22 protein-coding genes are annotated in these 24,905 nt (G+C 57.1%); 13 read left to right on the forward strand and 9 right to left on the reverse strand.

Annotated features, from left to right (window positions below):
• Nucleotides 1-195: 195 nt before the first annotated feature.
• The gene (aceK, locus tag G5358_RS00150) at nt 196-1,923 is read left to right on the forward strand and encodes a bifunctional isocitrate dehydrogenase kinase/phosphatase (protein WP_139463162.1); all 1,728 of its coding nucleotides are present in this window, start codon (nt 196-198) and stop codon (nt 1,921-1,923) included.
• A 77-nt stretch (nt 1,924-2,000) separates the two neighbouring features.
• Here the strand turns inward: aceK and tesB are convergent, their stop codons facing one another.
• From tesB to G5358_RS00170, 4 genes are all read right to left on the reverse strand, one after another.
• Nucleotides 2,001-2,867, reverse strand: a complete 867-nt coding sequence (gene tesB, locus G5358_RS00155) for an acyl-CoA thioesterase II (protein ID WP_005338122.1) — start codon at nt 2,865-2,867, stop codon at nt 2,001-2,003.
• A gap of 142 nt (nt 2,868-3,009) precedes the next feature.
• A complete protein-coding gene (gene uxuA / locus G5358_RS00160) occupies nt 3,010-4,278 on the reverse strand; it encodes a mannonate dehydratase (protein ID WP_254204254.1) in 1,269 nt (422 codons plus the stop codon).
• Between the two features lie 7 nt (nt 4,279-4,285).
• Nucleotides 4,286-5,053, reverse strand: coding sequence for an FCD domain-containing protein (locus G5358_RS00165; protein ID WP_216953206.1), 768 nt, complete (start codon nt 5,051-5,053; stop codon nt 4,286-4,288).
• Nucleotides 5,054-5,169: 116 nt separating this feature from the next.
• Nucleotides 5,170-6,150, reverse strand: coding sequence for a TRAP transporter substrate-binding protein (locus G5358_RS00170; RefSeq protein ID WP_216953205.1), 981 nt, complete (start codon nt 6,148-6,150; stop codon nt 5,170-5,172).
• 302 nt (nt 6,151-6,452) lie between these two features.
• Between G5358_RS00170 and G5358_RS00175 the strand changes: the two genes are divergently transcribed.
• The 6 genes from G5358_RS00175 (at nt 6,453) to G5358_RS00200 (ending at nt 12,828) form a co-directional block, all read left to right on the forward strand.
• Nucleotides 6,453-6,959: a TRAP transporter small permease gene (locus G5358_RS00175; protein WP_216953204.1), complete on the forward strand. Its 507-nt coding sequence runs from the start codon at nt 6,453-6,455 to the stop codon at nt 6,957-6,959.
• A 20-nt stretch (nt 6,960-6,979) separates the two neighbouring features.
• Nucleotides 6,980-8,281, forward strand: coding sequence for a TRAP transporter large permease (locus G5358_RS00180; RefSeq protein ID WP_216953203.1), 1,302 nt, complete (start codon nt 6,980-6,982; stop codon nt 8,279-8,281).
• Nucleotides 8,282-8,346: 65 nt separating this feature from the next.
• A complete protein-coding gene (locus G5358_RS00185; protein ID WP_216954324.1) occupies nt 8,347-9,762 on the forward strand; it encodes a fructuronate reductase in 1,416 nt (471 codons plus the stop codon).
• 41 nt (nt 9,763-9,803) lie between these two features.
• Entirely contained in the window at nt 9,804-11,228 is a 1,425-nt protein-coding gene (uxaC, locus tag G5358_RS00190) for a glucuronate isomerase (RefSeq protein WP_216953202.1), read from the forward strand.
• Nucleotides 11,225-12,187, forward strand: coding sequence for a sugar kinase (locus G5358_RS00195; RefSeq protein WP_421171765.1), 963 nt, complete (start codon nt 11,225-11,227; stop codon nt 12,185-12,187). The genes uxaC and G5358_RS00195 overlap by 4 nt, the downstream gene beginning before the upstream one ends.
• Nucleotides 12,188-12,201: 14 nt before the next feature.
• Entirely contained in the window at nt 12,202-12,828 is a 627-nt protein-coding gene (locus tag G5358_RS00200) for a bifunctional 4-hydroxy-2-oxoglutarate aldolase/2-dehydro-3-deoxy-phosphogluconate aldolase (RefSeq protein WP_216953200.1), read from the forward strand.
• Nucleotides 12,829-12,940: 112 nt separating this feature from the next.
• Here the strand turns inward: G5358_RS00200 and rluB are convergent, their stop codons facing one another.
• The 5 genes from rluB to rnm all read right to left on the reverse strand — a co-directional run bounded on the left by rluB (nt 12,941) and on the right by rnm (nt 17,145).
• Complete coding sequence (gene rluB, locus G5358_RS00205) at nt 12,941-13,864, reverse strand: 23S rRNA pseudouridine(2605) synthase RluB (protein WP_005347347.1); 924 nt, start codon at nt 13,862-13,864, stop codon at nt 12,941-12,943.
• 134 nt (nt 13,865-13,998) lie between these two features.
• Nucleotides 13,999-14,571 (reverse strand): SMC-Scp complex subunit ScpB, encoded by a 573-nt coding sequence (gene scpB, locus G5358_RS00210; protein WP_005350230.1) that lies wholly within the window; start codon nt 14,569-14,571, stop codon nt 13,999-14,001.
• Nucleotides 14,555-15,424 (reverse strand): segregation and condensation protein A, encoded by an 870-nt coding sequence (locus G5358_RS00215; RefSeq protein ID WP_236364992.1) that lies wholly within the window; start codon nt 15,422-15,424, stop codon nt 14,555-14,557. Before G5358_RS00215 ends, scpB begins: the two co-directional genes overlap by 17 nt.
• Nucleotides 15,417-16,037: an L-threonylcarbamoyladenylate synthase gene (locus G5358_RS00220; protein ID WP_021231208.1), complete on the reverse strand. Its 621-nt coding sequence runs from the start codon at nt 16,035-16,037 to the stop codon at nt 15,417-15,419. The genes G5358_RS00215 and G5358_RS00220 overlap by 8 nt, the downstream gene beginning before the upstream one ends.
• Nucleotides 16,038-16,263: 226 nt before the next feature.
• Nucleotides 16,264-17,145: an RNase RNM gene (rnm, locus tag G5358_RS00225; RefSeq protein ID WP_421323361.1), complete on the reverse strand. Its 882-nt coding sequence runs from the start codon at nt 17,143-17,145 to the stop codon at nt 16,264-16,266.
• 436 nt (nt 17,146-17,581) lie between these two features.
• Here rnm and G5358_RS00230 point away from each other — a divergent pair, with 436 nt between their 5' ends.
• From G5358_RS00230 to trpA, 6 genes are read left to right on the forward strand one after another with little or no spacing between them, the layout of a single operon-like run.
• The gene (locus tag G5358_RS00230) at nt 17,582-19,213 is read left to right on the forward strand and encodes an anthranilate synthase component 1 (RefSeq protein WP_236297535.1); all 1,632 of its coding nucleotides are present in this window, start codon (nt 17,582-17,584) and stop codon (nt 19,211-19,213) included.
• Nucleotides 19,210-19,827: an aminodeoxychorismate/anthranilate synthase component II gene (locus G5358_RS00235; protein ID WP_013723977.1), complete on the forward strand. Its 618-nt coding sequence runs from the start codon at nt 19,210-19,212 to the stop codon at nt 19,825-19,827. The genes G5358_RS00230 and G5358_RS00235 overlap by 4 nt, the downstream gene beginning before the upstream one ends.
• Nucleotides 19,828-19,837: 10 nt before the next feature.
• Nucleotides 19,838-20,866: an anthranilate phosphoribosyltransferase gene (gene trpD / locus G5358_RS00240; protein WP_268012311.1), complete on the forward strand. Its 1,029-nt coding sequence runs from the start codon at nt 19,838-19,840 to the stop codon at nt 20,864-20,866.
• On the forward strand, nt 20,866-22,374 hold the full coding sequence (gene trpCF, locus G5358_RS00245; RefSeq protein WP_421323378.1) for a bifunctional indole-3-glycerol-phosphate synthase TrpC/phosphoribosylanthranilate isomerase TrpF: 1,509 nt from the start codon (nt 20,866-20,868) through the stop codon (nt 22,372-22,374). Before trpD ends, trpCF begins: the two co-directional genes overlap by 1 nt.
• Nucleotides 22,375-22,421: 47 nt before the next feature.
• A complete protein-coding gene (gene trpB, locus G5358_RS00250) occupies nt 22,422-23,615 on the forward strand; it encodes a tryptophan synthase subunit beta (RefSeq protein ID WP_005347359.1) in 1,194 nt (397 codons plus the stop codon).
• A complete protein-coding gene (gene trpA, locus G5358_RS00255; RefSeq protein WP_421323362.1) occupies nt 23,612-24,418 on the forward strand; it encodes a tryptophan synthase subunit alpha in 807 nt (268 codons plus the stop codon). The genes trpB and trpA overlap by 4 nt, the downstream gene beginning before the upstream one ends.
• The last annotated feature ends 487 nt before the right edge of the window (nt 24,419-24,905 follow it).

The raw sequence follows: 24,905 nt of genomic DNA on the forward strand, positions 1-24,905 counted from the left end.
ACAGGCCGGACGGCCTCTCAAACAGACAGCAAACAGTCGCTAAACCATCACCAAAACAGGGGCGCAATCTACCGTTTATCCCCGAAAATTGCCACTTGAACAGACGTTTGAATGTTGCGATAGTGGCCAGACGTGTGAACAAATTACACCCAATCCTTCGCGCTATCGGCCCGACAGATCACAAGGAAGAGAGAGATGCAGCAGCCATTGGAACAGGCCGTCGCCGAGACTATCTTGCAACGCTTCGAGTCGTTTTACAGCCGGTTTCTCGAGATAACCCAGGGCAGCAAGAGCCGCTTCGAGAACAGTGACTGGCTGGGGGTGCAGCTCGCCGGGCGCGAGCGTATTCGCCTCTATGACCACCATGTGGGGGCCACCGCCAGCTCCATCCGCCAGATGATGGGGGAGCACCACGCCACCCAGGAGCTGCTCAAGCGGGTCAAAAGCGCTTTCAGCGATCTGCTGCCCCGTTGTGACAACTTCGAGGTGGCGGAGTCCTTCTTCAACTCCGTCTATCGGCGGATCTTTCGCCATCGCAATATCCGCGACGAGAACCTCTATATCCACCCCTTTGTCAGCCGTGGCGAAAAACCGGACCTGAGCGCCCTGCTGCGGGTCTATCGCACCGATCTCGCCCACCTGCCGCAGACCTTGAGCCAGCTTTTGGGGGATTACAGCTTCACCCTCCCCTACGAGGACAAGCAGCGGGATATTGTCGACATCCACCGCCATCTTGCGGAGAACGGCCCGCAAATCATCCATGACGAGCCCTTTGCCATCGAGCTGCTCAAAGAGGTGTTCTACCGCAACAAGGGGGCCTATCTGGTGGGGCTGATCCGGGCCCGGGATCAGGTGTTCCCCTTTATCCTGCCCCTGCTCAGCACCGGCCACAGCATCTATGTGGACACGGTGATCTTCGAGCCGGATCTCGCCTCCATCGTGTTTGGCTTCGCCCGCGCCTACTTTATGGTCTATGCCCGCGAACCGGCGCTGTTCGTCGCCTTCCTGCGCCAGATCATGCCCCACAAGCCCGATTACGAGATCTACAACGCCATCGGCTGCCAGAAGCACGGCAAGACCGAGCTCTATCGCCACTACCGCCACCATCTGGCCCAGAGTCGGGATCAGTTCATCATCGCGCCGGGCATCAAGGGGATGGTGATGAGCGTGTTTACCCTCCCCTCCTACGATGTGGTGTTCAAGGTGATAAAAGACGAGTTCACTCCCCCGAAGGATGTGAGCCACGAGCAGGTGAAGGCAAAGTACCGGCTGGTTAAACAGCACGACCGGGTTGGCCGCATGGCCGATACCCAGGAGTTCACCAACTTCGAGTTTCCGCTGGATCGCATCTCGCCGGAGCTCCTTGCCGAGCTCAAGACGGTGGCACCCTCGGCCCTCACCATCAGCGACGACAAGCTGGTGATCAAGCACCTCTATACCGAGCGCAAGATGATCCCCCTCAACCTCTATCTGGACAAGGCGGACGAGCAGCAGACCCGCCTCGCGCTGGAGGAGTACGGCAACGCCATCAAGCAGCTGGCGGCGGCCAACATCTTCCCGGGGGACATGCTGTTCAAGAACTTCGGCGTCACCCGCCACGGCCGGGTGGTTTTCTACGACTACGACGAGATCTGCTACATGACGGAGTGCAACTTCCGCCAGATCCCGCCGCCGCGCTACCCCGAGGATGAGTGGAGCGCCGAACCCTGGTACTCGGTGGCCCCCAACGACATCTTCCCCGAGGAGTTCGCCACCTTCCTGCTGCAAAAGCCGCAGGTGCGGGAGATCATGCTGCAGCTGCACAAGGAGATGTTCGACGCCAACTACTGGAAGATGCTGCAGAGCAACATCAAGGTGGGGGTGTTCGAAGATGTCTACCCCTACCGGCGCAAGAAACGCTTCAAGTACCAGCGCGGCGGCTGATCCCGCAGAGCCCGCGCACATCGCAGCAACGAAAACGGGGTGGCCAAGCCACCCCATTTTGCTATCCGCTTTGCGCCTTAACTGCCGCGACGGCGGATCACCCCCTCCTGCATGGTGCTCGCCACAAGCACCCCGTCGCGGGTGAAGAACTGGCCGCGCACCAGACCGCGACCGCTGCTGGCGCTCGGGCTGTCTACCACGTAGAGCAGCCAGTCGTCGAAGCGGAAATCCCGGTGGAACCACATGGAGTGATCGATGGTGGCCACCTGCATATCCGGCTCCCAGTACGACACCCCGTGGGGCTGCAGCGAGGTGAGCAGGAAGTTGAAGTCGGAGGCGTAGGCCAGCAGGTATTTGTGCACCCGCAGATCGTCCGGCATCTGGCCGTTGGCCTTGAACCAGACGTGGCGCACCGGATCCTGCACCGTCGGCCGAATAGGGTCGACCAGGGTCACCGGACGCATCTCGATGGGCTGCTCACAGAGGATCTTGTCCCGCAGGGAGGCCGGGATCAGGTTCTCGTAGGGGCGCACCAGCTCCAGCTCGCTCTTGAGCTCCTCCGGCGGAGTGATGCCGGTCGGCATCTGCGCCTGATGCTCGAAGCCATCGGCCGGCACTTGAAACGAGGCGTTGAGATAGAAGATGGGCTTGCCGCCCTGAATCGCCTTGACCCGGCGGGTGGAGACGGTCTGGCCGTCACGGATATTCTCCACGTCATAGACGATGGGACGGGTCACATCCCCCGGACGCAGGAAGTAGGAGTGAAAACTGTGAACCTGACGGCCGGTCTCGACCGTCTGCTTGGCGGCTGACAAGGCCTGCCCCATTACCTGTCCGCCAAACACGGCCCGCAGACCGAGATCCTGGCTCTGGCCCCGAAACAGGCCCTCCTCGATTTTTTCCAGCGCCAGCAACGCCAGCAGCTCATCAAGTACCTTGCTCATCGTTCACTCCTCTATCAGAGCCGCACAGGCTAACAAGAGCTGATCCGGGGCGCAATCTTTTGGCTGGCAATCAAGGATTTCCGGATAGAAGAAAGGAGGCTCGATAGCCTCCTGTCTTCTATTCAACCAGACACGATAATTGTCAGTTATTTGAGAAAAAGGCCTTGGTTATACCCATTTCTAATCCCCTCACTTCAGCCAGCCCTTTAAGACGACCAATACATGAGTATCCTGGATTTGTTTTCTTCTTCAGGTCATCAATCATCTGATGACCATGATCTGGCCGCATGGGGATAAGTCTATTATCACCATCTTTCAGTCGCCGTTGCTCTTCACGTACAATTTCCAATACCACATTATACATGTCGACATCACCATCAAGGTGAGCCGCTTCGTGGAATGTCTTCGGATTATCTTCCCGCTTGGTTGAACGCAAATGGGTGAAGTAAATACGATTCCCATAACGCTTGATCATATCAACCAGATCATTATCCCCACGCACACCATAAGAGCCGGTACACATGGTAATACCATTGGCCTGACTGGGAATTCGGTTAACCAGCCATGCGATATCCTCAATGGTAGAGACGATACGCGGCAACCCCAGGATCGGGCGGGGAGGATCATCCGGATGGACAGCCAAACGGACGCCTGACTCTTCACACACAGGTACGATTTCATCGAGAAAATAGGCCATGTGCTCCCGCAAACGGTCTTTGTCGATATCCTTGTATTTATCCAACTGCGCCTGAAATGCCTCCAGGGTATAACCCTCTTCAGCACCAGGTAAGCCGGCAATGATATTCCGGGTCAGAGTCTCTATTTGCTCCTGGCTCATTTCATTAAAGTAGCTGAATGCCTGTTGCTGCTCTTCCGGTGAATATTCCTGCAAGGCACCCGGGCGCTTGAGGATGTAGAGCTCAAAGGCGGCAAACGCAATATGGTCAAAACGCAGGGCTCGGGAGCCGTCCGGCATCTCGTATTCCAGATCGGTTCGGGTCCAGTCCAGCACTGGCATGAAGTTATAACAGATAGTATCAATACCACAGGCGGCCAGATTACGGATCGACTCTTTATAGTTGTCTATCCATTGCTGATACTGGCCAGAATGTGTCTTGATCTCTTCATGTACAGGTACACTTTCAACTACCGACCAGGTTAAGCCTTTTTCTTCAATTAATGCTTTGCGAGCGAGTATCTCGTCTTTATTCCAGATCTGACCATTTGGTATATGATGCAGGGCAGTCACAATGCCAGTTGCCCCCGCCTGTTTGATATCATTCAAGGTTACCGGGTCATTAGGCCCATACCAGCGCCATGTTTGTTCCATATACTCACCTATAATTTTATATGTGGCAACTCGATTTACTTTTAATAAAAAGCTAGATACACCATCAAAAAACTCAAACATTCATTTACTATGAAATGTCATATCTTTTTGATGGAAATACTGGATAAGAGCTGAATAGATACCCATCAAAGTTTGGGTCATCACTATCAGAAAGCTCCATCAATCTGTTTTTTACGTTCTCAAGATGCTGCCACATTGCTTTTTTAGCTGCTTCCGGATCTTTTTTTATCATAGCCGATAGGATTGCTTGATGATCGACAAACCACTCTTGTCGATATGTCAAATCGGTAATTCTTGCATGCAGTTTTTTCCACATGGAATTGGTTTCACGAATATCCCACGACTGTTTAAACAACTCAACTAACACACTATTTTGAGTGGCCTCGGCAATAGCTAGATGAAATATATGATCACCTTCCTCCCCTTCACCTGAAATCAAATCTTGCCGCTCTATCTCCAACGCTTTGCGCATTTTAGATATGTCATGAGGTGTAGCCTGCAAAGCAGCAAACTCAGCGATATTACTTTCTAATAATTGTCTTGCTTGTAACATCTCAAATGGACCAGCGATACTTTGAGGCACATTTAGAGATTCATTATTTTTTGGCTGCGGCAACTGGATAACATAGACACCAGAACCTTTACGGACCTCAACCAAATTTTCCAACTCCAACATGATCAATGCTTCTCTAACCACCGTTCTACCAACGCCAAGTTGCTCAGCAATGTCACGTTCTGGTGGTAGACGATCACCAACCTGGTATTGTTCATCCAACAATTGATTACGGAGAAACTGCCCAACCTCTTGATATGGTCGTTTGATTTCAATAGTCATCAGAATAAAGCCCAGCAATAATAGATGTGATAGTAGCTATCATAGCAACCGTAACAAACTGGTCAACCAATTGTTCGAGTAAGGGATGGCTGGAACGTACCCATCCCCACTCATGATCATTTTTCGTTTTTAATTCGCTCCACCATCACATCTAATTCAGGATCGTTTTTCTGTATTTCAGCATATATTGGCTGAACAGCCTGCACGAAAGGTGCTTTATCCACATTGCTAAAAATTACCCCAGCTTTTTCTGCAACAGCTCGTTCCTTTTCCTCTGACTGTATCCATAGTTTTTTCATCAACTCAGAAGAGTTAGCAGCAGCCTTATATAAAACTTGTTGCTGCTCTGGAGTCAATTTATCTAGTGTCTTTGTCGAAACAACCAGCACATCAGGTACCATTGTGTGTTCATCAAGGCTGAAAAATTTTGCAACTTCACTGTGACGGCTCAAGCTAAATGATGGGATGTTGTTTTCTGCCGCATCAACAACACCTTGCTGCAATGCAGTGTACAACTCACCATACGCCAAGGGGGTTGGATTTCCGCCCAAGGCCTTTACCATAGCAATGGCTGATGGACTAGGCTGAACCCTTATCTTCATGCCCTTCAGGTCGCTTGGCGAAGTGATCGGTTTCTTGGCATATAGGCTACGAGCACCAGCATCATAATATGTCAAGCCAACGAAACCTGATGCCTTTGTAGAATTCAGTATTTCACGACCAATATCTCCCTCTTCGACCTTGAATAGATGCTCTTTATCTCGAAACAGATATGGCAGATTAAATACCGAATAAGCAGCCCCGAAAGACTCAAGCTCAGCTGCATTGCTCTTGACCATGTCAAGGGCACCATTTTGCATCAGCTCCATCGATTCACGTTGCGACCCTAACTGAGCATCTGGATAAATTCGGATCACCACCTCTCCGCTGGTTTTTTCGCGAACCTCTTTTGCCATATCAGACATTGCCTTGTGCACAGCATGATCACGGTTATGGTTGTGACTCAATTTCAAAGTGGTCACAGCCATAGCTTGTGATGGCCCAAACAAGAGCAGAGCTCCAATCACAGTACCGAGCAACGTTTTAGCAGCATTCATAGGTGACTCTCCGATTAGCCAGAGAGCAAACCTGTGTTTGCTCGCATCTCTGACTGGTTGACCAAATAGTGGGTTTCAGGTTTATCGGAAGCGATGATGTCCCCTTACCTCGTGCCAAGTCAAAGGGAAAAGCCAAATTGGTCGACCAAGATCACAATACCAGCGAACAATTTGGTCGACCTGTTCATATGTGACCGCTATCACTAGTACGTAAATAGTCGCTTCCCTATACTGACACCGACTTAATGGAATCTCTGGTCAACCAATTCTGGAGATCCCCCCCCAAAAAGGACTGATAAGTAATGAAAAAATTTATCTTTCATCTAAATCAGACGCTCGCAATATTTACAATTTGCTTGTCTGTCTTTTTAGTTGTGTGTGTCGTGTGGCAAGTGTTGTCACGCTACATCTTTGCCACCCCTAGTACCATAACAGATGAGCTATCTCGCTATTTGTTCATGTGGGTCGCAATGATAGGGGCGGCCTATACCACAGGACAAAAAAGACATCTAGCAATTGACTTGCTCGTCATGAAGCTAAGTGGTAAACGAAAGATTTTGGCAGAGCTCTTCATTCAAATAGCGATCACTGCCTTTGCGGTTATTGTACTTATCTATGGCGGTTCAGTTCTAACTATCCAAACCTTAGCCGCAGGCCAGTTAACACCAGCTCTCGGTATCGAAATGGGGTATGTATATTTCTGCCTCCCCATCACCGGCATCTTGATGGTGATTTACTCAATACACTTCATGCTTTTACTTGTGACAAAAAAGCAAAATAGTTTCGATGTTGTTCCCGAACAATGTTAATCAGGATTAAGGTGTAATTTATGGACTGGCAAGTCATTCTCACTTTGTTTGGAAGTTTTGGAATATTATTGTTTATTGGTCTTCCGGTTTCATTTGCAATCGGATTGTCTTCATTACTTACCATCGCAATGGCATTACCACTTGATACGGCAATCACAGTCGTTGCGCAACGAATGGCTGTGGGAATGGATAACTTTGCTCTATTAGCGATCCCATTCTTTATTTTAGCTGGTAATATCATGAATCAGGGAGGTATCGCTGCACGACTAATCAACCTAGCGAAAGTTCTTGGGGGTCGCTTACCAGGTTCACTGGCACATGTGAACATAATGGCCAATATGCTTTTTGGTGCTATTTCAGGTTCTGCTGTTGCTTCTGCTGCCGCCGTTGGTGGCACTATGGCACCGATGCAGAAAAAAGAGGGATATGACCCTGCATTTTCTGCAGCCGCCAATATAAGCTCTTGTCCAAGCGGTTTACTGATTCCTCCCAGTAACACCCTAATTGTTTTTTCTTTAGTATCTGGGGGGACTTCTATTGCAGCATTATTCTTGGCTGGCTATATCCCAGGGATATTAATGGGATTGAGCCTAATGATCGTTGCAGGTATTATCGCCAAACGTAGAGGCTATCCAGTTTCCCCAAAACCAAGTTGTTCCCAAATATGGGATACTACAGTTAAAGCACTGCCTTCGTTACTACTCGTCATACTTATTATGGGTGGAATTATTGGTGGAATATTTACTGCGACAGAAGCATCCGCCATCGCAGTTATATACACGTTAGTCTTGGCTGTATTAATATACCGAGAGGTATCATTCAAACAGTTACCAAAAATAGTGCTCGAATCTGCGATTACAACCTCGATTGTACTATTGCTAGTCGGTGCATCCATGGGAATGTCTTGGGCAATGGCTAATGCTGACATCCCCTATATGATTTCGGATGCGTTATTGGCAGTTTCTGATAACCCCTTGGTACTTTTATTGATAATAAATATCATCTTGCTGATTGTGGGAATTTTTATGGATATGACTCCCGCAGTCCTCATCTTTACACCAATATTTCTACCTATTGCGCTAGATCTAGGAATTGATCCCGTCCACTTTGGCGTAATGATGACCTTTAATCTGGCGATAGGGATCTGTACCCCTCCAGTCGGAAGTGCACTTTTCGTAGGCTGCTCGGTTGCAAATATATCTATTGACCGAGTAATCAAACCATTACTGCCTTTTTACGCGGCCATGTTCATCTCACTGATGTTGGTCACATATATCCCGCAACTTAGCTTGTGGCTCCCTCAGATCTTGCTTGGCTACTGAGCAACAAGGATAACATACCAATGAATATTGCTAGCTGTGAGCTTCATACAAAAAAATTAAACACTATGTATCTACGTGGTGAACTAAAAAGCCGGATCGTCCACCTTGGCTTCGGCGCATTCCATCGAGCACATCAGGCACTGATCACGCACGAAATGCTGGCTAAACATGGCGGAGACTGGGGGATCTGCGAGGTCAACCTGTTCGGTGGAGAGGAGCTGATCCGATCGCTCAGAGCACAAGACCACCTCTACACCGTGCTGGAGAAGGGTGCCGAGAGCGTACAGCCCAAAGTGATTGGTTCTGTGGTGGAGTCACTGCACCCCACCTTTGACGGCATGTCCGCCATCCTCGAGAAGATGGCAGAACCGCAAGTCGCCATTGTATCCATGACGATCACTGAAAAAGGTTATTGTGCAGACCCTGCCACCGGGCAGTTCAACCCTCAGAATCCGTTGATCCAGCACGACTTGCAGCACCCTGATGCCCCCACTTCCGCCATCGGCTGCATCGTTGCCGCCCTGCGCCTGCGCAAAGAGCGTTGCCTCCCCCCCTTTACAGTCATGTCTTGCGACAACGTGCAGGAAAATGGTCATGTTGCACGTCAGTCCATTCTGGGATTTGCCGAACTGCTCGATGGAGAGCTGGCATCCTGGATCCGTGAGCAGGTCACCTTCCCTTGCACCATGGTCGACCGCATCGTACCTGCAGCCACCCCGGAGACGCTGGCCGAGATTGAGCAGGCAATTGGTGTGGCTGACCCCTGTGGTATTGCCTGCGAGCCATTCCGGCAATGGGTGATTGAAGATAATTTCGTCAATGGCCGACCAAACTGGGATCTGGCCGGTGCCGAATTTGTCAGCAATGTCGTGCCCTTTGAAGAGATGAAATTGCGCATGCTGAACGGCAGCCACTCATTTCTCGCCTATCTCGGCTACCTCGGCGGCTATGCCCATATCGCAGACACCATGACCAATCCGGCCTACCGCCAGGCAGCACTTGATCTGATGCTCAATGAACAGGCGCCAACCCTGAACATGCCTGTTGGAACTAATCTCGAGGGCTATGCCCAACAACTGATCACCCGTTTCACCAACCCCTCGCTCAAACACCAGACCTGGCAAATCGCCATGGATGGCAGTCAAAAGCTGCCACAACGCATGGTCGACTCCGTCCTCTTCCATCTGAAGAACGGCAGTGATTACCGGCATCTGGCATTGGGCATCGCCGGATGGATGCGTTATGTCAGCGGTGAGGGAGAAAACGGTGAGGTGATCGATGTCAGGGATCCCCTGCTACCCCGCTTCCAGGCGATCTATGCAGAGCACGGCCTCAGTTGCAACGTGGTCAAACCGTTGCTGGCCATTGAGGCCATCTTTGGCCCGGAACTGCCGCAACAGGGTGCTTTTGTCGATGCGGTCACTCGGGCCTATCAAGGACTGCTTGACCACGGCGCCCGTCACTGCGTCGCTGCGCTCTAATCACCATATCTGGCAACGACCGGGCCAAGGGAGAAATGAATATGAAGTCTTTCCTGTGTAAGGATTTTCTGTTGAACAGCGATGCGGCACGTCATCTCTACCATGACTATGCCGCTGATATGCCTATCTATGACTACCACTGCCATCTCAATCCACAAGAGATAGCGGAAGATCGCCGATTCGATGATCTGGGCCAGATCTGGCTGGAGGGGGACCATTACAAATGGCGAGCCATGCGCAGCGCCGGTATCCCTGAGGCTCTGATCACCGGCAAAAACAGCAGCAGTCGTGACAAGTTCAATGCGTGGGCACAGACAGTCCCGCAAACGCTGGGTAACCCTCTCTATCACTGGACCCATCTAGAACTGCGCCGCCCCTTCGGTCTGGAGGGTATCACCCTGGCGCCAAACACCGCCGACAAGGTATGGGATCACTGCAACGAACTGCTCGCCACCCCGGCCTTCTCCGCCCGCGGGTTGATGCAGCAGATGAATGTCCGCATGGTCGGTACCACAGATGATCCGGTGGATTCACTTATCTATCATCGCCAGATTGCCGAGGACCCCGGTTTTGCTATCGAGGTGCTCCCCAGCTGGCGCCCCGACAAGGTATTCAAGATCGAGCAAGCCGGTTTTGCTGACTACATTGGGACATTGGGTGCCGCCGCCGATGTCGACATTACTACCTTTGCCGACTTGCTGACTGCGCTGGAACGGCGCCTTGAACACTTCGCCCGACATGGTTGCCGGGCAGCGGATCACGGTATCGAAGTGGTGCGTTATGCACCAGTTCCCTCCGATGCGACCCTGACTCAACTGCTCCAGCGCCGACTGGCCGGAGAGGTGCTGGACGAATCGCAGATTGCAGCCTTCTCCACTGCCGTTCAGGTATGGCTCGGCCGTCAATACGCCAAGCGAGGCTGGGTGATGCAGTTGCATCTGGGCGCTCAACGTAATAACAACAGCCGCATGTTCACTCTGCTTGGCGCAGACTGTGGCTTTGATTCTATCGGAGACAAGCCGTTTGCCTGGGAGCTTGCTCATCTGCTGGATGAGATGGATCAAACCGATGAGCTGCCCAAGACCATCCTCTATTGCCTTAACCCTCGTGATAACGAGGTGCTGGCAACCATGGCGGGCAACTTCCAGGGGGGAGGCATTGCAGGCAAGATCCAGTTCGGCTCAGGCTGGTGGTTCAACGATCAGAAAGATGGTATGCAGCGCCAGCTGGAGCAGCTCTCTCAACTAGGCCTGCTCAGCCAGTTTGTCGGCATGTTGACCGACTCCCGCAGCTTCCTCTCCTACACTCGCCACGAATATTTCCGCCGCATTTTGTGCGACATGGTGGGGCGCTGGATTGAGCAGGGCGAAATCCCCAATGACCTGCAGCTGTCCGGGAAAATGATCCAGGATATCTGCTATCACAATGCAACCCGCTACTTTCAGCTGCCAGGAGCCCGGGGATGAAACGGATTGCCCTGCTCGGGGAGTGCATGATTGAACTCAATGGCACACCTTTTGGCGACATGCAGCAGGCATTTGGGGGCGATACCCTCAATACCGCCATCTATCTCGCGCGAGCCTCCCAACCCACCGATATTCAGGTGAGCTACCTGACCGCCATGGGCCAAGACCCGCTCAGCCAGCAAATCATTGCGCGTTGGCAACAGGCCGGGATCGACACCAGTACGGTGCTCATCGATCAACAGCGTCATCCCGGCCTCTATCTAATCCAGCTTGATGAGCACGGCGAGCGCACCTTCCTCTACTGGCGCAACGATTCGGCTGCCCGTTACCTGATGCAGCATCCGCAGTTGCCACAGCTCAAGCAGGCCGTCAGCGACGTGGATGCGCTCTATCTCAGCGGTATTTCGCTGGCGATCCTGCCCGCGGCAGATCGGCAGGCGCTGCTGCTGTGGCTGGCTGAACTGCACCGGGCGGACGTGGCGATCATCTTTGACAGCAACTATCGCCCCGCCCTGTGGCAGAGTCCGGCCGACGCCCGGGCCTGTTACCAGCAACTGCTGGCCATCACCGCGCTGGCCCTGGTCACCGACGACGATGAGCAGGCCCTGTGGGGGGACGAGGATGTGACCCGGACCCTGCAGCGCCTCAAGGCGGCCGGGGTGCAGCAGGCGGTGGTCAAACAGGGGGCGGCTGGCTGCTGTTACCAGGCCCTGCAAACCGGGGAACCTGCCATCACTATCCCTACCCAAGCGGTCAGCAAGGTGGTGGATACCACCTCGGCCGGTGACTCCTTCAATGCCGGTTTTCTGGCTGGCTACCTGCAAGGACGGGCGATCGACGAGTGTGCCCGCATGGGCCACCGACTGGCGGGGATCGTCATCCAGCACAAGGGGGCAATTATTGCGGAAAGTGCCACCCGCAGTGTCACCGACAGCTTCATCAAACCAGCATCACACTAAACGAGGTCAACTGAATGTCATCCATTACTGAACAACTGCAGGCGCTGAAAGTGATCCCGGTGATCGCCATCGAGCAGGCTGAAGATATCATTCCACTGGGGGCAGCCTTGGCCAATAACGGGCTGCCGGTTGCCGAGATCACCTTCCGCTCCGCCGCGGCTGTCGAAGCTATCCGTTTGCTGCGCAAGGCATATCCAGAGATGCTGATTGGCGCAGGCACCGTGCTCAACCGCGAGCAGGTGAGCGCAGCCAAAGAGGCGGGCGCTACCTTTATCGTCTCCCCCGGTTTTAACCCCAATACGGTCAAGGCCTGTCAGGAGCTCGACATCCCCATCATCCCTGGGGTCAATAACCCCAGCACCATTGAAGCGGCGCTGGAGATGGGGCTGACGACCCTGAAGTTCTTCCCGGCCGAAGCATCGGGTGGTAGCGCGATGATCAAGGCGCTGCTGGCACCTTATACCCAGATCACGCTGATGCCCACTGGCGGGATCTCGACTCACAATATCAATGAATACCTGGCGATCCCGCGGGTCATTGCGTGTGGTGGTTCCTGGATGGTCGACAAGAAACTGATCGCAGAGAAACAGTGGGAAGAGATCGGCCGACTCACTCGTGAAGCGGTGGCACAGGTCCAATAATATTGCCGCCAGGCAACGCGCTGACAAAAAAGGCCCGCACCTGTTGGTGCGGGCCTTTGCTTGGCCGACTGCGCGCTCTTTGACGGCACACAGTTCGCAACGGGTTGTCGGCTTACTTGCTGCCGGTACCGGAGTTGCGGGTAGAAGCTTGCGGCTTGCGACGGGCGGTGGTGGCGCGAGCGCGCGGCTCTTTGCCCTGCATCTCTTTGTGACGCTGTACGGCGCGACGGATCTGGGCGGCCTGCTTGTGACGGCTGGTTTTGCCATCCTGCTGCAGATCGACCTTGGATTCGGTCTCCGGCGGCAGGTTGACCAGACCGCGCAGATAGTTCACTTCCGGCAGTTTCAGCTCTTGCCAGCCGCCGCGCGGAATGCCGCGGTCCAGCTTGACGTCGCCGTAGCGGATCCGCATCAGGCGGCTCACCTGCACTTCCTGGGATTCCCACAGGCGGCGCACTTCACGGTTGCGACCTTCGGTCAGGGTGACGTTGAACCACTGGTTCAGACCCTCACCGCCAGCAGGTTTGATCTTGTTGAACTTGGCTGTGCCATCTTCCAGCTGCACGCCCTTGCGCAGACGCTGCAGCATGGCTTCGGTGATTTCGCCAAAGACACGAACCGCATATTCCCGCTCCACTTCGTGGCTCGGGTGCATCAGTCGGTTGGCCAGCTCACCGTCGGTGGTGAACAGCAACAGACCTGAGGTGTTGACGTCGAGGCGGCCGACCGCGATCCAGCGGGCACCTTCCATCTTGGGCAGACGATCAAACACGGTGGGACGACCTTCCGGATCGTGACGGGTACACATCTCCCCTTCCGGCTTGTGGTAAGCCAATACGCGGCAGATCACTTCCTCTGCGGCGCGGGTCTTGACCTGGTGACCATCCACCCGGATCACGGCGTTCACTTCGACGCGATCCCCCAGTGTGGCGACCTTGCCATCCACACTGACCCGACCTGCGGTGATCAGGGCCTCCATCTCACGACGGGAGCCGTGACCCGCGCGGGCCAACACTTTTTGCAGTTTTTCACTCATCGGGGTTACCTGATTGTTGATCGCTGCCCACTGGTAAAAGGGGCAACGGGGTTAACTGTAACAAACGCCGGTTGGAGCGCTCACCACAGTTGAAAAATGTATATCTCGGTGAAATAGGCACACTTGGGCGCCATTCACCGGGCATCGCTCTCCCCGTCCACCGCAGAGGGCAACAGGGGTTGCAGCTCCGGATCCAGCTCGGGGAGCTGCTCCAGACTCTGCAGATTAAAGTAATCCAGAAACTCTCTGGTGGTGGCGAGCAGCTCGGGGCGACCTGCCACCTCTTTGTGGCCTATGCTGCGCACCCAGCCACGCTCTTTCAGGGTATTCACTATCTGGCTCGACACCGCCACCCCGCGGATCGCTTCTATCTCGGCCCGGGTGATGGGTTGGCGATAGGCAATCAGGGTCAGCGTCTCCATCACGGCGCGCGAATAACGCGGCGCCCGCTCGCTCCAGAGCCGCGAGAGCTCCTCGGCATACTCCTGACGCGCCTGAAAGCGCCAGCCGGAGGCGACCTCTTTGAGTTCGACGCCTCGCGAGCTGTAATCTTGCCTGATCTCGGCCAACAGTAGCTGAACATAGCGACTGGTCACCGGATAATCGGCCAGCACGCTGCTTTTCAGTTCGCTGACATTGAGCGGACGACCGGCCACAAACAGCGCCGCTTCGATCAAGGTCTTGAGTCGTTCAGTGGGCAGCGCCACGGTTGCCCTCCTCGCTCTGCTCGGCCAATGCGAAATGGATTGGGCCGAGTGGTTCAGCCTGCAGGATCCAGATCAGTTGCTCCTTGCACAGCTCCAGCAGGGCCAGAAACGTCACCAGTACCCCCATGCGCCCCTCTTCGGCGCGCAGCACCTGCTCAAGGCGCAGGGTCTGCCCCAGCGTGAGCATGGCGAGGATCTCCGCCATGCGCACCCGGGTCGGGATCTGTTCGCGGCGGATTTGGTGATGTTCGAAATGAGTCGCGCGTTTTACCACACTTTGCATGTAAAGGGCGAGCTCAACCAGCGAAACATCAGGCGCCAGTGGCTTGAGGGCGCCAAAATCGGGGGGCAAGGCGGCTGCGATATAAATCTCCCGCTCCACCCGTGGCAGCTCATTGACCCTCTCTGCACCTACCTTGTAGCGCTCGTACTCCTGCAGGCGGCGAATAAGGGTCACCCGCGGGTCTTCTCCCTCATCTTCATCCTCCAGCTCCGGTGCCTTGGGCAGCAGCAGGCGGGATTTGATCTCCGCCAGCCAGGCTGCCATCAGCAGATATTCGGCTGCCAGCTCAAGGTTGAGCCCCTGCATCAGCTCCACGTACTCCATGTACTGGGCAGTGATCTGAAGGATTGGCAGGTTGAGGATATCAAGCTGCTGGCGCCGGATCAGATAGAGCAGCAGATCGAGCGGCCCCTCGAAGGTATCGAGGAACACCTCCAGCGCATCGGGCGGGATGAACAGGTCCTGGGGCAGCTCGTGATAGGGCTGCCCCAGGACTTTAGCGATGGGTAATGCGGCGCCAGCCCCCGTCTCGGCGGAAGGAACAGTCACCGGTTCAGCGACATCACTCAAACGGGGTCGGGTCTCCGGCACCGCGACGACGCAATACCGGCTCGTCGTCAGAGAAATCCACCACAGTGGTGGGCTGCTCGCCCAGATAACCGCCGTTGACCACCAAATCGATCTGCTTGCCCAGCTTGTCGAAGATCTCTTCCGGATCGAACTCGGCCATCTCTGACTCCGGCAGGATCAATGTGGTGGAGAGCAGCGGCTCGCCGAGGGCCTCCAGCAGCGCCTGGGCAATCTTGTTGTCCGGTACCCGGATGCCGATGCTCTTCTTCTTCTCGTTCATCAGGCGGCGCGGCACCTCCTTGGTGGCCTTGAAGATGAAGGTGTAGGCACCCGGGGTGTTGTTCTTGATCAGGCGAAATGCGCTGTTGTCGACCTTGGCGTAGGTGGAGATCTCGGAGAGATCGCGGCACACCAGGGTGAAGTCGTGGTTGGCGTCGAGGCGACGGATGCGGCAGATGCGCTCCAGCGCGCCCTTGTCACCCATCTGGCAACCCAGCGCATAACCGGAGTCGGTCGGATAGACGATCACACCGCCGTTCTGGATGATCTGTACCGCCTGACCGATCAGTCGGGCCTGGGGGTTTTCCGGATGTACGTAAAAATGCTGACTCATAGCTTGTTCTCGCAATGGGGGCAGCAATACCTGCCCGCTCGTATGGTCACGGGTCAATAACCCATGACACTACCTTAACCTGTTTGTGGCCGCTTCGCTGGCGCCGTTACCGGCTTGCCAGCAGCTCGGCATGCTGCTCGGTGGTGAGCCCAAAGTGACTTGGATAGGCCAGCCACACTATGGGAATCCCCTCTTGCCCGGTTTGTTCCCTATTTCGCTGGCGCCGTTACCGGCTCGCCAGCAGCTCGGCATGTTGCTCGGTGGTGAGCCCAAAGTGACTTGGATAGGCCAACCAGACGGGCATCCCCTCTTTGGGCAGCCAGAGGTGGCGGCCCAGCTCGGTCCAGTTGGAGGGGAAGTGAAAATCCGATCCCACCGAGATATAGAGGTCGTGATCCTTGGCCCACTGGCCCAGATTGGCCCGCTCCTGCGGGCTCTGCTGAGGCAGCGAGACCTCCATGGCATCGCCACCTGCCGCTTTGAAGGCCACCAGCAGCCGCTTGATCCACTTGGCGGTGAGATCGTAACGGCTCGGATGAGCCAGCACCGCCAGCCCGCCAGCGGCGTGAATGGCAGCGATGGCTTCGCTCATCTCGGGCCACTCGGCCGGAGCATAGCCTTTATTGCCACGGCTCAGGTACTTTTTGAATACCTTCTGCATGTTGTCGGCCACCCCGCGCGCCACCAGCACCCGGGCAAAGTGGGCACGGGTCACGGCGGCGTCACCGGCCAACTGTTTGGCCTCTTCATAGGTGCCGGGGATGAGGCACTTCTCCAGACGACGCCCGATTTCCAGCGCACGCGCCTCACGGCGCGCCAGCTGACCGGCCAGAAAGTCGGTCAACTGCGGATTTTTTTCATCCACCCCCAGCGCCACGATATGAATTTCGTGATGCTCCCAGCCGGTGGAGATCTCGACCCCGCTCACCAGTCGCAGCGGCAGTAGCTCAGCTTCGATGGTGCGACGCACCTCATCAAGCCCGGCGAGGGTGTCGTGGTCAGTAACTGCTAACACCTCGACCTGTTTTTCGGCGGCGCGGCGCACCAGTTCGGCTGGGCTCAGCACCCCGTCGGAGGCAGTGGTATGGCAGTGAAGATCGAATCTCATCAGGTTATTCCGCTCTCGTGGTCAGGTCACCATTCATGGCAAATCGGTGAAAGAAGGCTAAAAAGCGACTTGACTTGGCCGCGGCTTTATCGTTTTCTGTAGGCACTTCATTGCAAACATCTTTTTACAGGACTTTATCATGCAAACGACTTCCATCCTGACCATCTGGTGGTGGCACACTCCCTGACATGCGGGCGTGTGGTCGTTGCTGTACCTGTAATCTGACAGCAAATTAAGAACCCAAAGAAAAAGCCCGCTGACCCCAGCGGGCTTTTTTATTATCCGGCAAATGGACCTGTGATGAAACCGAGAATTCAGACAAGCAAGCTGACCTGGCGATGGCGCCCCTGAACCAGCCACCCCGGACCAATTAAATTTTCAAGGAATTCAACGTCATGAACATCGGTAAAACACATCACACGCAAGGGAACGCACTATGACAGCCACACATCGCCTTCCTCTGGGTGAATTCGATACCCTCAAGCTCAACGCCCCCTATGTGGCCGATCCGCTGGCGCTCTATACCCGCCTCTGTCAGGGCCGCCCCAACAACCTGCTGCTGGAATCGGTGGAGATCGACTCCAAAGCGGGCAAACAGAGCCTGCTGCTGGTAGACGCCTGCCTGCGCATCGAGTGCCGTGGCCGCACCGTGCGGGTGCGCAGCCTGAACGACAACGGCGCCCAGTTGCAGAGCCTGCTGGCAGAGCGGCTGCCTGCGGTGGTTGCCCGCTCACTGGTAGATGGCGAGCTGCAACTCGATTTCCCGGCCTCCGATCGGGAGCAGGACGAAGATTCCCGCCTCAAGGGGAGCAGCGTGCTGGACGTGTTGCGCACCCTGCAGCGGGAGCTTGATTGCCAGTTGGGTAAAGAAGCCCTCTTTATGGCGGGCAGCTTCGCCTACGACCTGATCGCCTCTTTTGAAGATCTGCCCGAAGTGCCACAGGGGAGCAATGACTGCCCCGACTACTGCTTCTATGTGGCCGAAACCCTGATCACCATCGACCATATCGAACGCACCACTCAACTGCTGGCCTGCATCTTTGGCGGCGACAGCGACGAAAGCCAGGTTGAAGACAGATACACCCGCCTGACCGAACGGCTCACCGACTTCAAACAGATATGCCAGCAACCCCTCTGCGCCGAGCTGACCACCCAACCCCTGACCGGCGGCATGAGCGTGGACAAGAGCGACAAGCAGTTCTGCGCCGAGGTGGAGAAGCTCAAGGGCTTTATCCGCCGTGGCGACATCTTCCAGGTGGTGCCGTCCCGCTGCTTCTCCCTGCCCTGCCCGAGCCCCCTGGCCGCCTATCGCCGCCTCAAGCAGACCAATCCCAGCCCCTACATGTTCTACGTACAGGATGAGGGCTTCACCCTGTTTGGCGCCTCGCCGGAGAGCGCGGTGAAATTCTGCGCCGCCAGCCGCGATGTGGAGATGTACCCCATCGCCGGTACCCGCCGCCGCGGCTTCAACCCGGATGGCAGCATCAACCGGGATCTCGATGGCCGTATCGAGCTGGAGCTGCGTCAGGACGAAAAAGAGGTGGCCGAGCACCTGATGCTGGTGGATCTGGGGCGCAACGACATCGCCCGCATCTCGGAGCCCGGCACCCGCTACGTCAAGGAGCTGCTCAAAGTGGATCGCTACAGCCACGTGATGCACCTGGTCTCCAAGGTGGTCGGCACCTTGCGTTCCGACCTTGACGCCCTGCACGCCTATCAGGCCTGCATGAACATGGGCACCCTCACCGGCGCACCGAAGATCCGCGCCAGCGAGCTTATTCGCATGGTGGAAGGCAAGCGCCGCGGCAGCTACGGCGGTGCGGTTGGCTACATCAACGGCGCAGGCGAGATGGATACCTGCATCGTCATCCGCTCGGCATTTGTCAAAGATGGCGTGGCCCACGTACAGGCCGGCGCCGGGGTAGTTTATGACTCCAAGCCGCAAGCCGAAGCGGACGAAACCCGCGCCAAGGCTGCCGCCGTGCTGGCCGCCATCGCCGCCAGCCATGGCACCTCCCTGCAAGCCCTGAGCGCCCAGCAGGAGCAACATAAGGACGTGAGCCAATGAGTACCGGATCAACTGCCACTAACATCTTCCTGCTCGATAACTTCGATTCATTTACCTACAACCTCGTCGACCAGTTCCGCTCCCTCGGCTATCCGGTGCGGATCTACCGCAACAGCCTGCCGGCCAGCCGCATCATGAGCGAGATTGCCGCCTGTGAAGGGGACGCCGTGCTGGTGCTCTCGCCGGGCCCGGGTGCTCCCCACGAAGCGGGTTGCCTGATTGATCTCATCAAACTGGCCCGCGGTCAGGTACCTATCCTCGGCATCTGTCTCGGCCATCAGGCCCTGTGCGAAGCCTACGGCGGCACCGTCGGTGCGGCGGGCGAGATCGTCCACGGCAAGCGTTCGCTGATTGAGCACAACGGCCACGGCGCCTTCGCCGGTCTGCCGAGCCCGCTGCCGGTGGCCCGCTACCACTCGCTGGTCGCCACCTATGTACCGGAAGAGCTGACGGTGATTGCCCACTATCAGGGGATGCCCATGGCCATCGAGCAGCAGGATGAGCGGGTGCTGGGTTTCCAGTTCCACCCGGAATCCATCATGACCTCGGAAGGGGCCCGTCTGCTGACTCAGGCGCTCGCCCATATCACCCGTCCAGAAAGCAGTGTGCGGTAAGGAGACCAACATGCATCAACATCTCAACACCCTCTATCAGGGTCAGTCTCTGAGCCGTGAAAGTACCCGCGACGCCTTCGGTCAGGTGGTACGTGGCGAAGTGGATCCCATCGTGCTCGCAAGTCTCTTGACCGCCCTCAAGATCAAGGGAGAGACCCCGGAGGAGATCGCCGGCGCCGCCGAGGCGCTGCTGGCAGAAGCACGCGACTTCCCGCGTCCGGACTATGCCTTCTGCGACATCGTTGGCACCGGTGGCGATGGCCTCAACACCATCAACGTCTCCACCACTTCGGCGCTGGTCGCCGCCGCCTGCGGCCTGAAAGTGGCCAAGCACGGCAACCGCTCGGTCTCGAGCAAGTCGGGTTCGAGCGATCTGCTGGACAAAATGGGCATCAAGCTCGACATGAGCCCGGCGCAGGCGCGCCGCTGCCTCGATGAGCTCGGCATCTGCTTCCTGTTCGCCCCCCAGTACCACGCCGGGGTGCGCCACGCCATGCCGGTGCGTCAGGCCCTCAAGACCCGCACCCTGTTCAACGTGCTGGGGCCGCTTATCAACCCCGCTCGTCCCACCTATCAGTTGATGGGGGTCTATGCCCCCGAGCTGGTGCGCCCCATCGCAGAAACCCTGCTGGCACTGGGGCTGAAAACCGGTATGGTGGTTCACGGCGCCGGGCTGGATGAAATTGCCATCCACGGCCCGACCCAGGTGGCCCAGATCCGTGACGGCGAGATCCGCGAGTTTCTGATCACCCCGGCTGACTTTGGCCTCGAGACCTATCCGGTCAGCGCCATTCAGGGCGGTGAGCCTGAAGAGAACCGCGCCATCACCGCCGCCATTCTGGAAGGGCGTGGCACCCCGGCCCACAACGCCGCCATTGCCGCCAATGTGGCGCCGCTGCTGCTGATGGCGGGCAAGGCGACCGATCTCAAGAGCGCAGCGGCAGAGGTGCTGGCGGTGCTGGCGAGCGGCAAGGCAGCGGAGCTCGCTGCCCGCCTCGCCACTTTAAGCCATCAGGAAGCGGGTCATCAGGAGGCATGATGTCAGCCACCACATTGCACAACAGTCATTCAGAACGCCCGCAGGGCAAGAGCCAGTTTCGCAAGGATAACGAGATGTCAGACCTTATTGCCCCCCATGCATTTCTGAACATGGCCTCCATCAGCCAGACCATTCTCGGCAAGATCGTGGCGGCCAAGCAGGAGTGGGTCGCCGCCCGCAAACTGACCCAGCCGCTGGAGAGCTTCCAGAGCGCGCTGACCCCAAGCGATCGGGATTTCGTCGGGGCGCTCAAGGCGGGCTCCACCCGCTTTATTCTGGAGTGCAAGAAGGCCTCCCCCTCCAAGGGGTTGATCCGCGACGATTTCAGCCCGGAGGCCATCGCCGACATCTATGGCAAATACGCCACCGCCATCTCGGTGCTAACCGACGAGAAGTTCTTTCAGGGGGATTTCGCCTTTTTGCCGCGGGTGCGCAGCCGCGTGTCGCAGCCGGTGCTCTGCAAGGATTTCATGATTGACCCCTATCAGGTCTATCTGGCCCGCCACTATCAGGCAGACGCCATCCTGCTGATGCTCTCCGTGCTCACCGACGAGGGCTATCGCGCCCTGTTCGCGGTGGCCAAGGAGCTGGGTCTGGGCGTGCTCACCGAGGTGAGCAACGAGGAGGAGCTGACCCGCGCCATCGCGCTGGGTGCGCCAGTCATCGGCATCAACAACCGGGATCTGCGCGACCTGAGCGTCGATCTCAACCGCACCAAACAGCTGGCCAAAGATATCCCGAGCGATCGGGTGGTGATCAGCGAATCCGGCATCAATCACCGCGCTCAGGTAGCGGATCTGCGCCACCACGCCAAAGGCTTTCTGGTGGGCTCGTCATTGATGGCCGAGCCGGATCTGGAGGCGGCTGTGCGCAAGCTGGTACTGGGCCAAAACAAGGTGTGCGGCCTGACCCGCGCCGAAGACGCCGCCGCTGCCCATCAGGCGGGTGCGGTGTTTGGCGGTCTGATTTTTGTGGCGAAAAGCCCGCGCTATGTGGACATCCCCGCCGCCCGCGCCGTGATGGCGGGCGCACCGCTCTCCTACGTCGGGGTATTTCGCAACGCCCAGCCCGCCACCATTGCCAAGACGGTGGATGCGTTGGGGCTAGCCGCGGTGCAACTGCATGGGGATGAGGATGCCGCCTATATCGATACTCTGCGTCCGCTGCTGCCCGCGGGCTGCCAGGTCTGGAAGGCCGTAGGCGTCTCTCTCGGCAAAGAAAGCGACGAGCCGCTGCCCGCCCTAGACTACCCGGCGGATCGCCTGCTGCTGGATACGAAAGTCGGCAACCAGAGCGGCGGTACCGGTCAGGCGTTCGACTGGGCCATGCTGGCCACCCTCGATAAAGCCAAGCTGATGCTGGCGGGGGGCCTTAACCCCGACAACGCCCTGCAGGCGGTGCAAGTGGGCTGCCTCGGCCTTGATTTCAACTCCGGGGTGGAGAGTGCCCCGGGCCAGAAGGATGCGCACAAGATTGCAGCCGCCTTCGGCGCACTGCGCAACCTGTAACGCAACCCTTTTTGATGTTTCGATTTAGCTAATACAAGGAAGAAGCCATGACCCTGCTCAACCCGTTTTTTGGTGAATTTGGCGGTATGTATGTACCCCAAATCCTTATCCCGGCCCTGCTCCAGCTGGAGAAAGCCTTTGTCGATGCCAAGGATGATCCGGCCTTTATCGCCGAGTTTCAGTCCCTGCTGACCGAGTATGCCGGTCGCCCGACCCCGCTCACCCTGACCCGCAATCTGACCAAGGGCACCAAGACCCGCCTCTATCTGAAGCGCGAAGATCTGCTGCACGGCGGCGCCCACAAGACCAACCAGGTGCTGGGTCAGGCGCTGCTGGCCAAGCGGATGGGCAAGAGCGAGATCATCGCCGAGACCGGCGCCGGTCAGCACGGCGTGGCCACGGCACTGGCCTGCGCCCTGCTCGGCCTCAAGTGCCGGGTCTATATGGGTGCCAAGGATTGCGAGCGCCAGAAACCGAACGTATTTCGCATGAAGCTGATGGGCGCCACCGTCATTCCGGTGCACTCCGGCTCCAGCACCCTGAAAGATGCCTGCAACGAGGCGCTGCGTGACTGGGCCGCCAACTACGAGTCGGCCCACTACCTGCTCGGCACCGCCGCCGGCCCGCACCCCTTCCCCACTATCGTGCGGGAGTTCCAGAAGATGATCGGCGAAGAGGCCAAGGCCCAGTGCTTCGAGAAGGAGGAGCGACTGCCCGATGCAGTGATCGCCTGCGTCGGCGGCGGCTCGAATGCCATCGGCATGTTTGCCGACTTTATCGATGAGCCATCGGTGCGCCTTATCGGCGTCGAACCGGGTGGTCACGGCATCGAGAGCGGCGAGCACGGTGCGCCGCTGGGCCACGGCAGCAAGGGGGTCTTCTTTGGCATGCACTCCTACCTGATGCAGGACAATCAGGGGCAAATTCAGGAGTCCTACTCCGTCTCGGCAGGGCTGGATTTCCCCTCCGTCGGCCCGCAGCACGCCCATCTGGCCGCCATCGGCCGCGCCGAGTACCCCTCGGTGACCGACAAGGAGGCACTGGACGCCTTCCAGGAGCTGGCCAAATCCGAAGGCATCATCCCGGCGCTGGAGTCCTCCCACGCGCTGGCCCACGCCCTCAAGATGGCCCGCAGTGAACCGGAAAAAGAGCAGGTGCTCATCGTCAACCTCTCCGGCCGTGGCGACAAAGATATCTTCACCGTTGCCGACATTTTCGAGAAAGAAGGAACCTTGTCATGAACCGTTACGCACAACTCTTCTCCCGTCTGGACGCGACCAATCAGGGCGCCTTTGTGCCGTTCGTGATGCTGGGTGACCCGACACCCGAATTGTCGCTGGCCATCGTCGATGCGCTGGTCGCAGGGGGCGCCGATGCCCTCGAACTCGGCATTCCCTTCTCCGATCCGGTGGCGGACGGCCCCACCATTCAGGGCGCCGCCCTGCGCGCCTTTGCCAGCCACACCACCCCGGACGACTGTTTCGAGCTGCTTGGCCGCATCCGCGCCAAGTACCCGCAGCTGCCCATTGGCCTCTTGGTCTACGCCAACCTGGTCTATGTGCGCAAAATTGAAGGCTTCTACGAGAAGTGCCAGCAGGCGGGCGTGGATTCGGTGCTGGTCGCCGACGTACCGGTGCAGATGTGCGCCCCTTACAAGGCGGCCGCCGACAAGTTCGGCATCGACAGCATCTTTATCGCCCCGCCCAATGGCGACGCCGAGACCCTGAAACAGGTGGCGGAGCTCGGCAATGGTTACACCTATCTGGTGAGCCGAGCTGGCGTCACCGGTGCCGAGACCAAGGCCGGCATGCCGGTTGAGGGGCTGATCAATACCCTGCGCGAGTTCAACGCCCCCCCCGCCCTGCTCGGTTTTGGCATCAGCGAACCGGCTCAGGTGCGCGAAGCGATTGTCGCGGGCGCCGCCGGTGCAATCTCCGGCTCCGCCGTGGTGAAGATCATCGAGACCCACCACCAGAACCCGGAGCATATGCTCACTCGTCTGAAAGAGTTTGTGGAAGGGATGAAGGCCGCGACCCTGCGCTAAGCGTTCAGTCAAACGCCCACCCCCATGACAAGCAAGGGAGCCCAAGCGGGCTCCCTTTTGTTATCCACCATCCCTGGTTGGTGCCACCCTTGTAGGTCTGATTAGCGAAGCGTAATCAGACGTTCGCGGAATTGATGCTGATGCTATGGCGCGGCTTCGCCACGCAGGACACAAGGGCGCCGCCCTCGACAGCGTTTCGCCCGCCCTTCGGGCTCGGGCGAGTGACTTTGGAAAGACCCGCTCTCTTTAGCAAATCACACCAAAGGTCTTCTCCCCGCTTATTTGCCCGACTGACGTCGGGTACCTTTGGCTCATCCTCTTGTCCAACGGCACGCGCCGATGGGCCTTTGGCCTCCGCCGTCCGTGGCTTCGGCCAAAGCCCGCTTCGAACATCCATGTTCTCGCGCCAAATCGGGTCGAGCGGTGCTCGCCCTTTCCCGATTTTGCCCATGGCCCAGCGCCGCTCGCTCGGCCTCCTGCCTCGCGG

Source organism: Aeromonas sp. 604176, from assembly GCF_049170755.1.
Lineage (GTDB): Bacteria > Pseudomonadota > Gammaproteobacteria > Enterobacterales > Aeromonadaceae > Aeromonas > Aeromonas veronii_A.

What these genes read in the sequence shown, in the direction of transcription:
- G5358_RS00185 (WP_216954324.1), top strand. Translation starts at nt 8,347, where the DNA reads ATGTATCTACGTGGTGAACTAAAAAGCCGGATCGTCCACCTTGGCTTC.
- G5358_RS00175 (WP_216953204.1), top strand. Translation starts at nt 6,453, where the DNA reads ATGAAAAAATTTATCTTTCATCTAAATCAGACGCTCGCAATATTTACA.
- trpD (WP_268012311.1), top strand. Translation starts at nt 19,838, where the DNA reads ATGCATCAACATCTCAACACCCTCTATCAGGGTCAGTCTCTGAGCCGT.
- G5358_RS00170 (WP_216953205.1), bottom strand. Translation starts at nt 6,150, where the DNA reads ATGAATGCTGCTAAAACGTTGCTCGGTACTGTGATTGGAGCTCTGCTC.
- rluB (WP_005347347.1), bottom strand. Translation starts at nt 13,864, where the DNA reads ATGAGTGAAAAACTGCAAAAAGTGTTGGCCCGCGCGGGTCACGGCTCC.
- G5358_RS00235 (WP_013723977.1), top strand. Translation starts at nt 19,210, where the DNA reads ATGAGTACCGGATCAACTGCCACTAACATCTTCCTGCTCGATAACTTC.
- rnm (WP_421323361.1), bottom strand. Translation starts at nt 17,145, where the DNA reads ATGAGATTCGATCTTCACTGCCATACCACTGCCTCCGACGGGGTGCTG.
- tesB (WP_005338122.1), bottom strand. Translation starts at nt 2,867, where the DNA reads ATGAGCAAGGTACTTGATGAGCTGCTGGCGTTGCTGGCGCTGGAAAAA.
- trpCF (WP_421323378.1), top strand. Translation starts at nt 20,866, where the DNA reads ATGTCAGCCACCACATTGCACAACAGTCATTCAGAACGCCCGCAGGGC.
- G5358_RS00195 (WP_421171765.1), top strand. Translation starts at nt 11,225, where the DNA reads ATGAAACGGATTGCCCTGCTCGGGGAGTGCATGATTGAACTCAATGGC.
- uxaC (WP_216953202.1), top strand. Translation starts at nt 9,804, where the DNA reads ATGAAGTCTTTCCTGTGTAAGGATTTTCTGTTGAACAGCGATGCGGCA.
- G5358_RS00230 (WP_236297535.1), top strand. Translation starts at nt 17,582, where the DNA reads ATGACAGCCACACATCGCCTTCCTCTGGGTGAATTCGATACCCTCAAG.
- trpA (WP_421323362.1), top strand. Translation starts at nt 23,612, where the DNA reads ATGAACCGTTACGCACAACTCTTCTCCCGTCTGGACGCGACCAATCAG.
- trpB (WP_005347359.1), top strand. Translation starts at nt 22,422, where the DNA reads ATGACCCTGCTCAACCCGTTTTTTGGTGAATTTGGCGGTATGTATGTA.
- uxuA (WP_254204254.1), bottom strand. Translation starts at nt 4,278, where the DNA reads ATGTTTGAGTTTTTTGATGGTGTATCTAGCTTTTTATTAAAAGTAAAT.
- G5358_RS00220 (WP_021231208.1), bottom strand. Translation starts at nt 16,037, where the DNA reads ATGAGTCAGCATTTTTACGTACATCCGGAAAACCCCCAGGCCCGACTG.
- G5358_RS00180 (WP_216953203.1), top strand. Translation starts at nt 6,980, where the DNA reads ATGGACTGGCAAGTCATTCTCACTTTGTTTGGAAGTTTTGGAATATTA.
- G5358_RS00165 (WP_216953206.1), bottom strand. Translation starts at nt 5,053, where the DNA reads ATGACTATTGAAATCAAACGACCATATCAAGAGGTTGGGCAGTTTCTC.
- aceK (WP_139463162.1), top strand. Translation starts at nt 196, where the DNA reads ATGCAGCAGCCATTGGAACAGGCCGTCGCCGAGACTATCTTGCAACGC.
- G5358_RS00200 (WP_216953200.1), top strand. Translation starts at nt 12,202, where the DNA reads ATGTCATCCATTACTGAACAACTGCAGGCGCTGAAAGTGATCCCGGTG.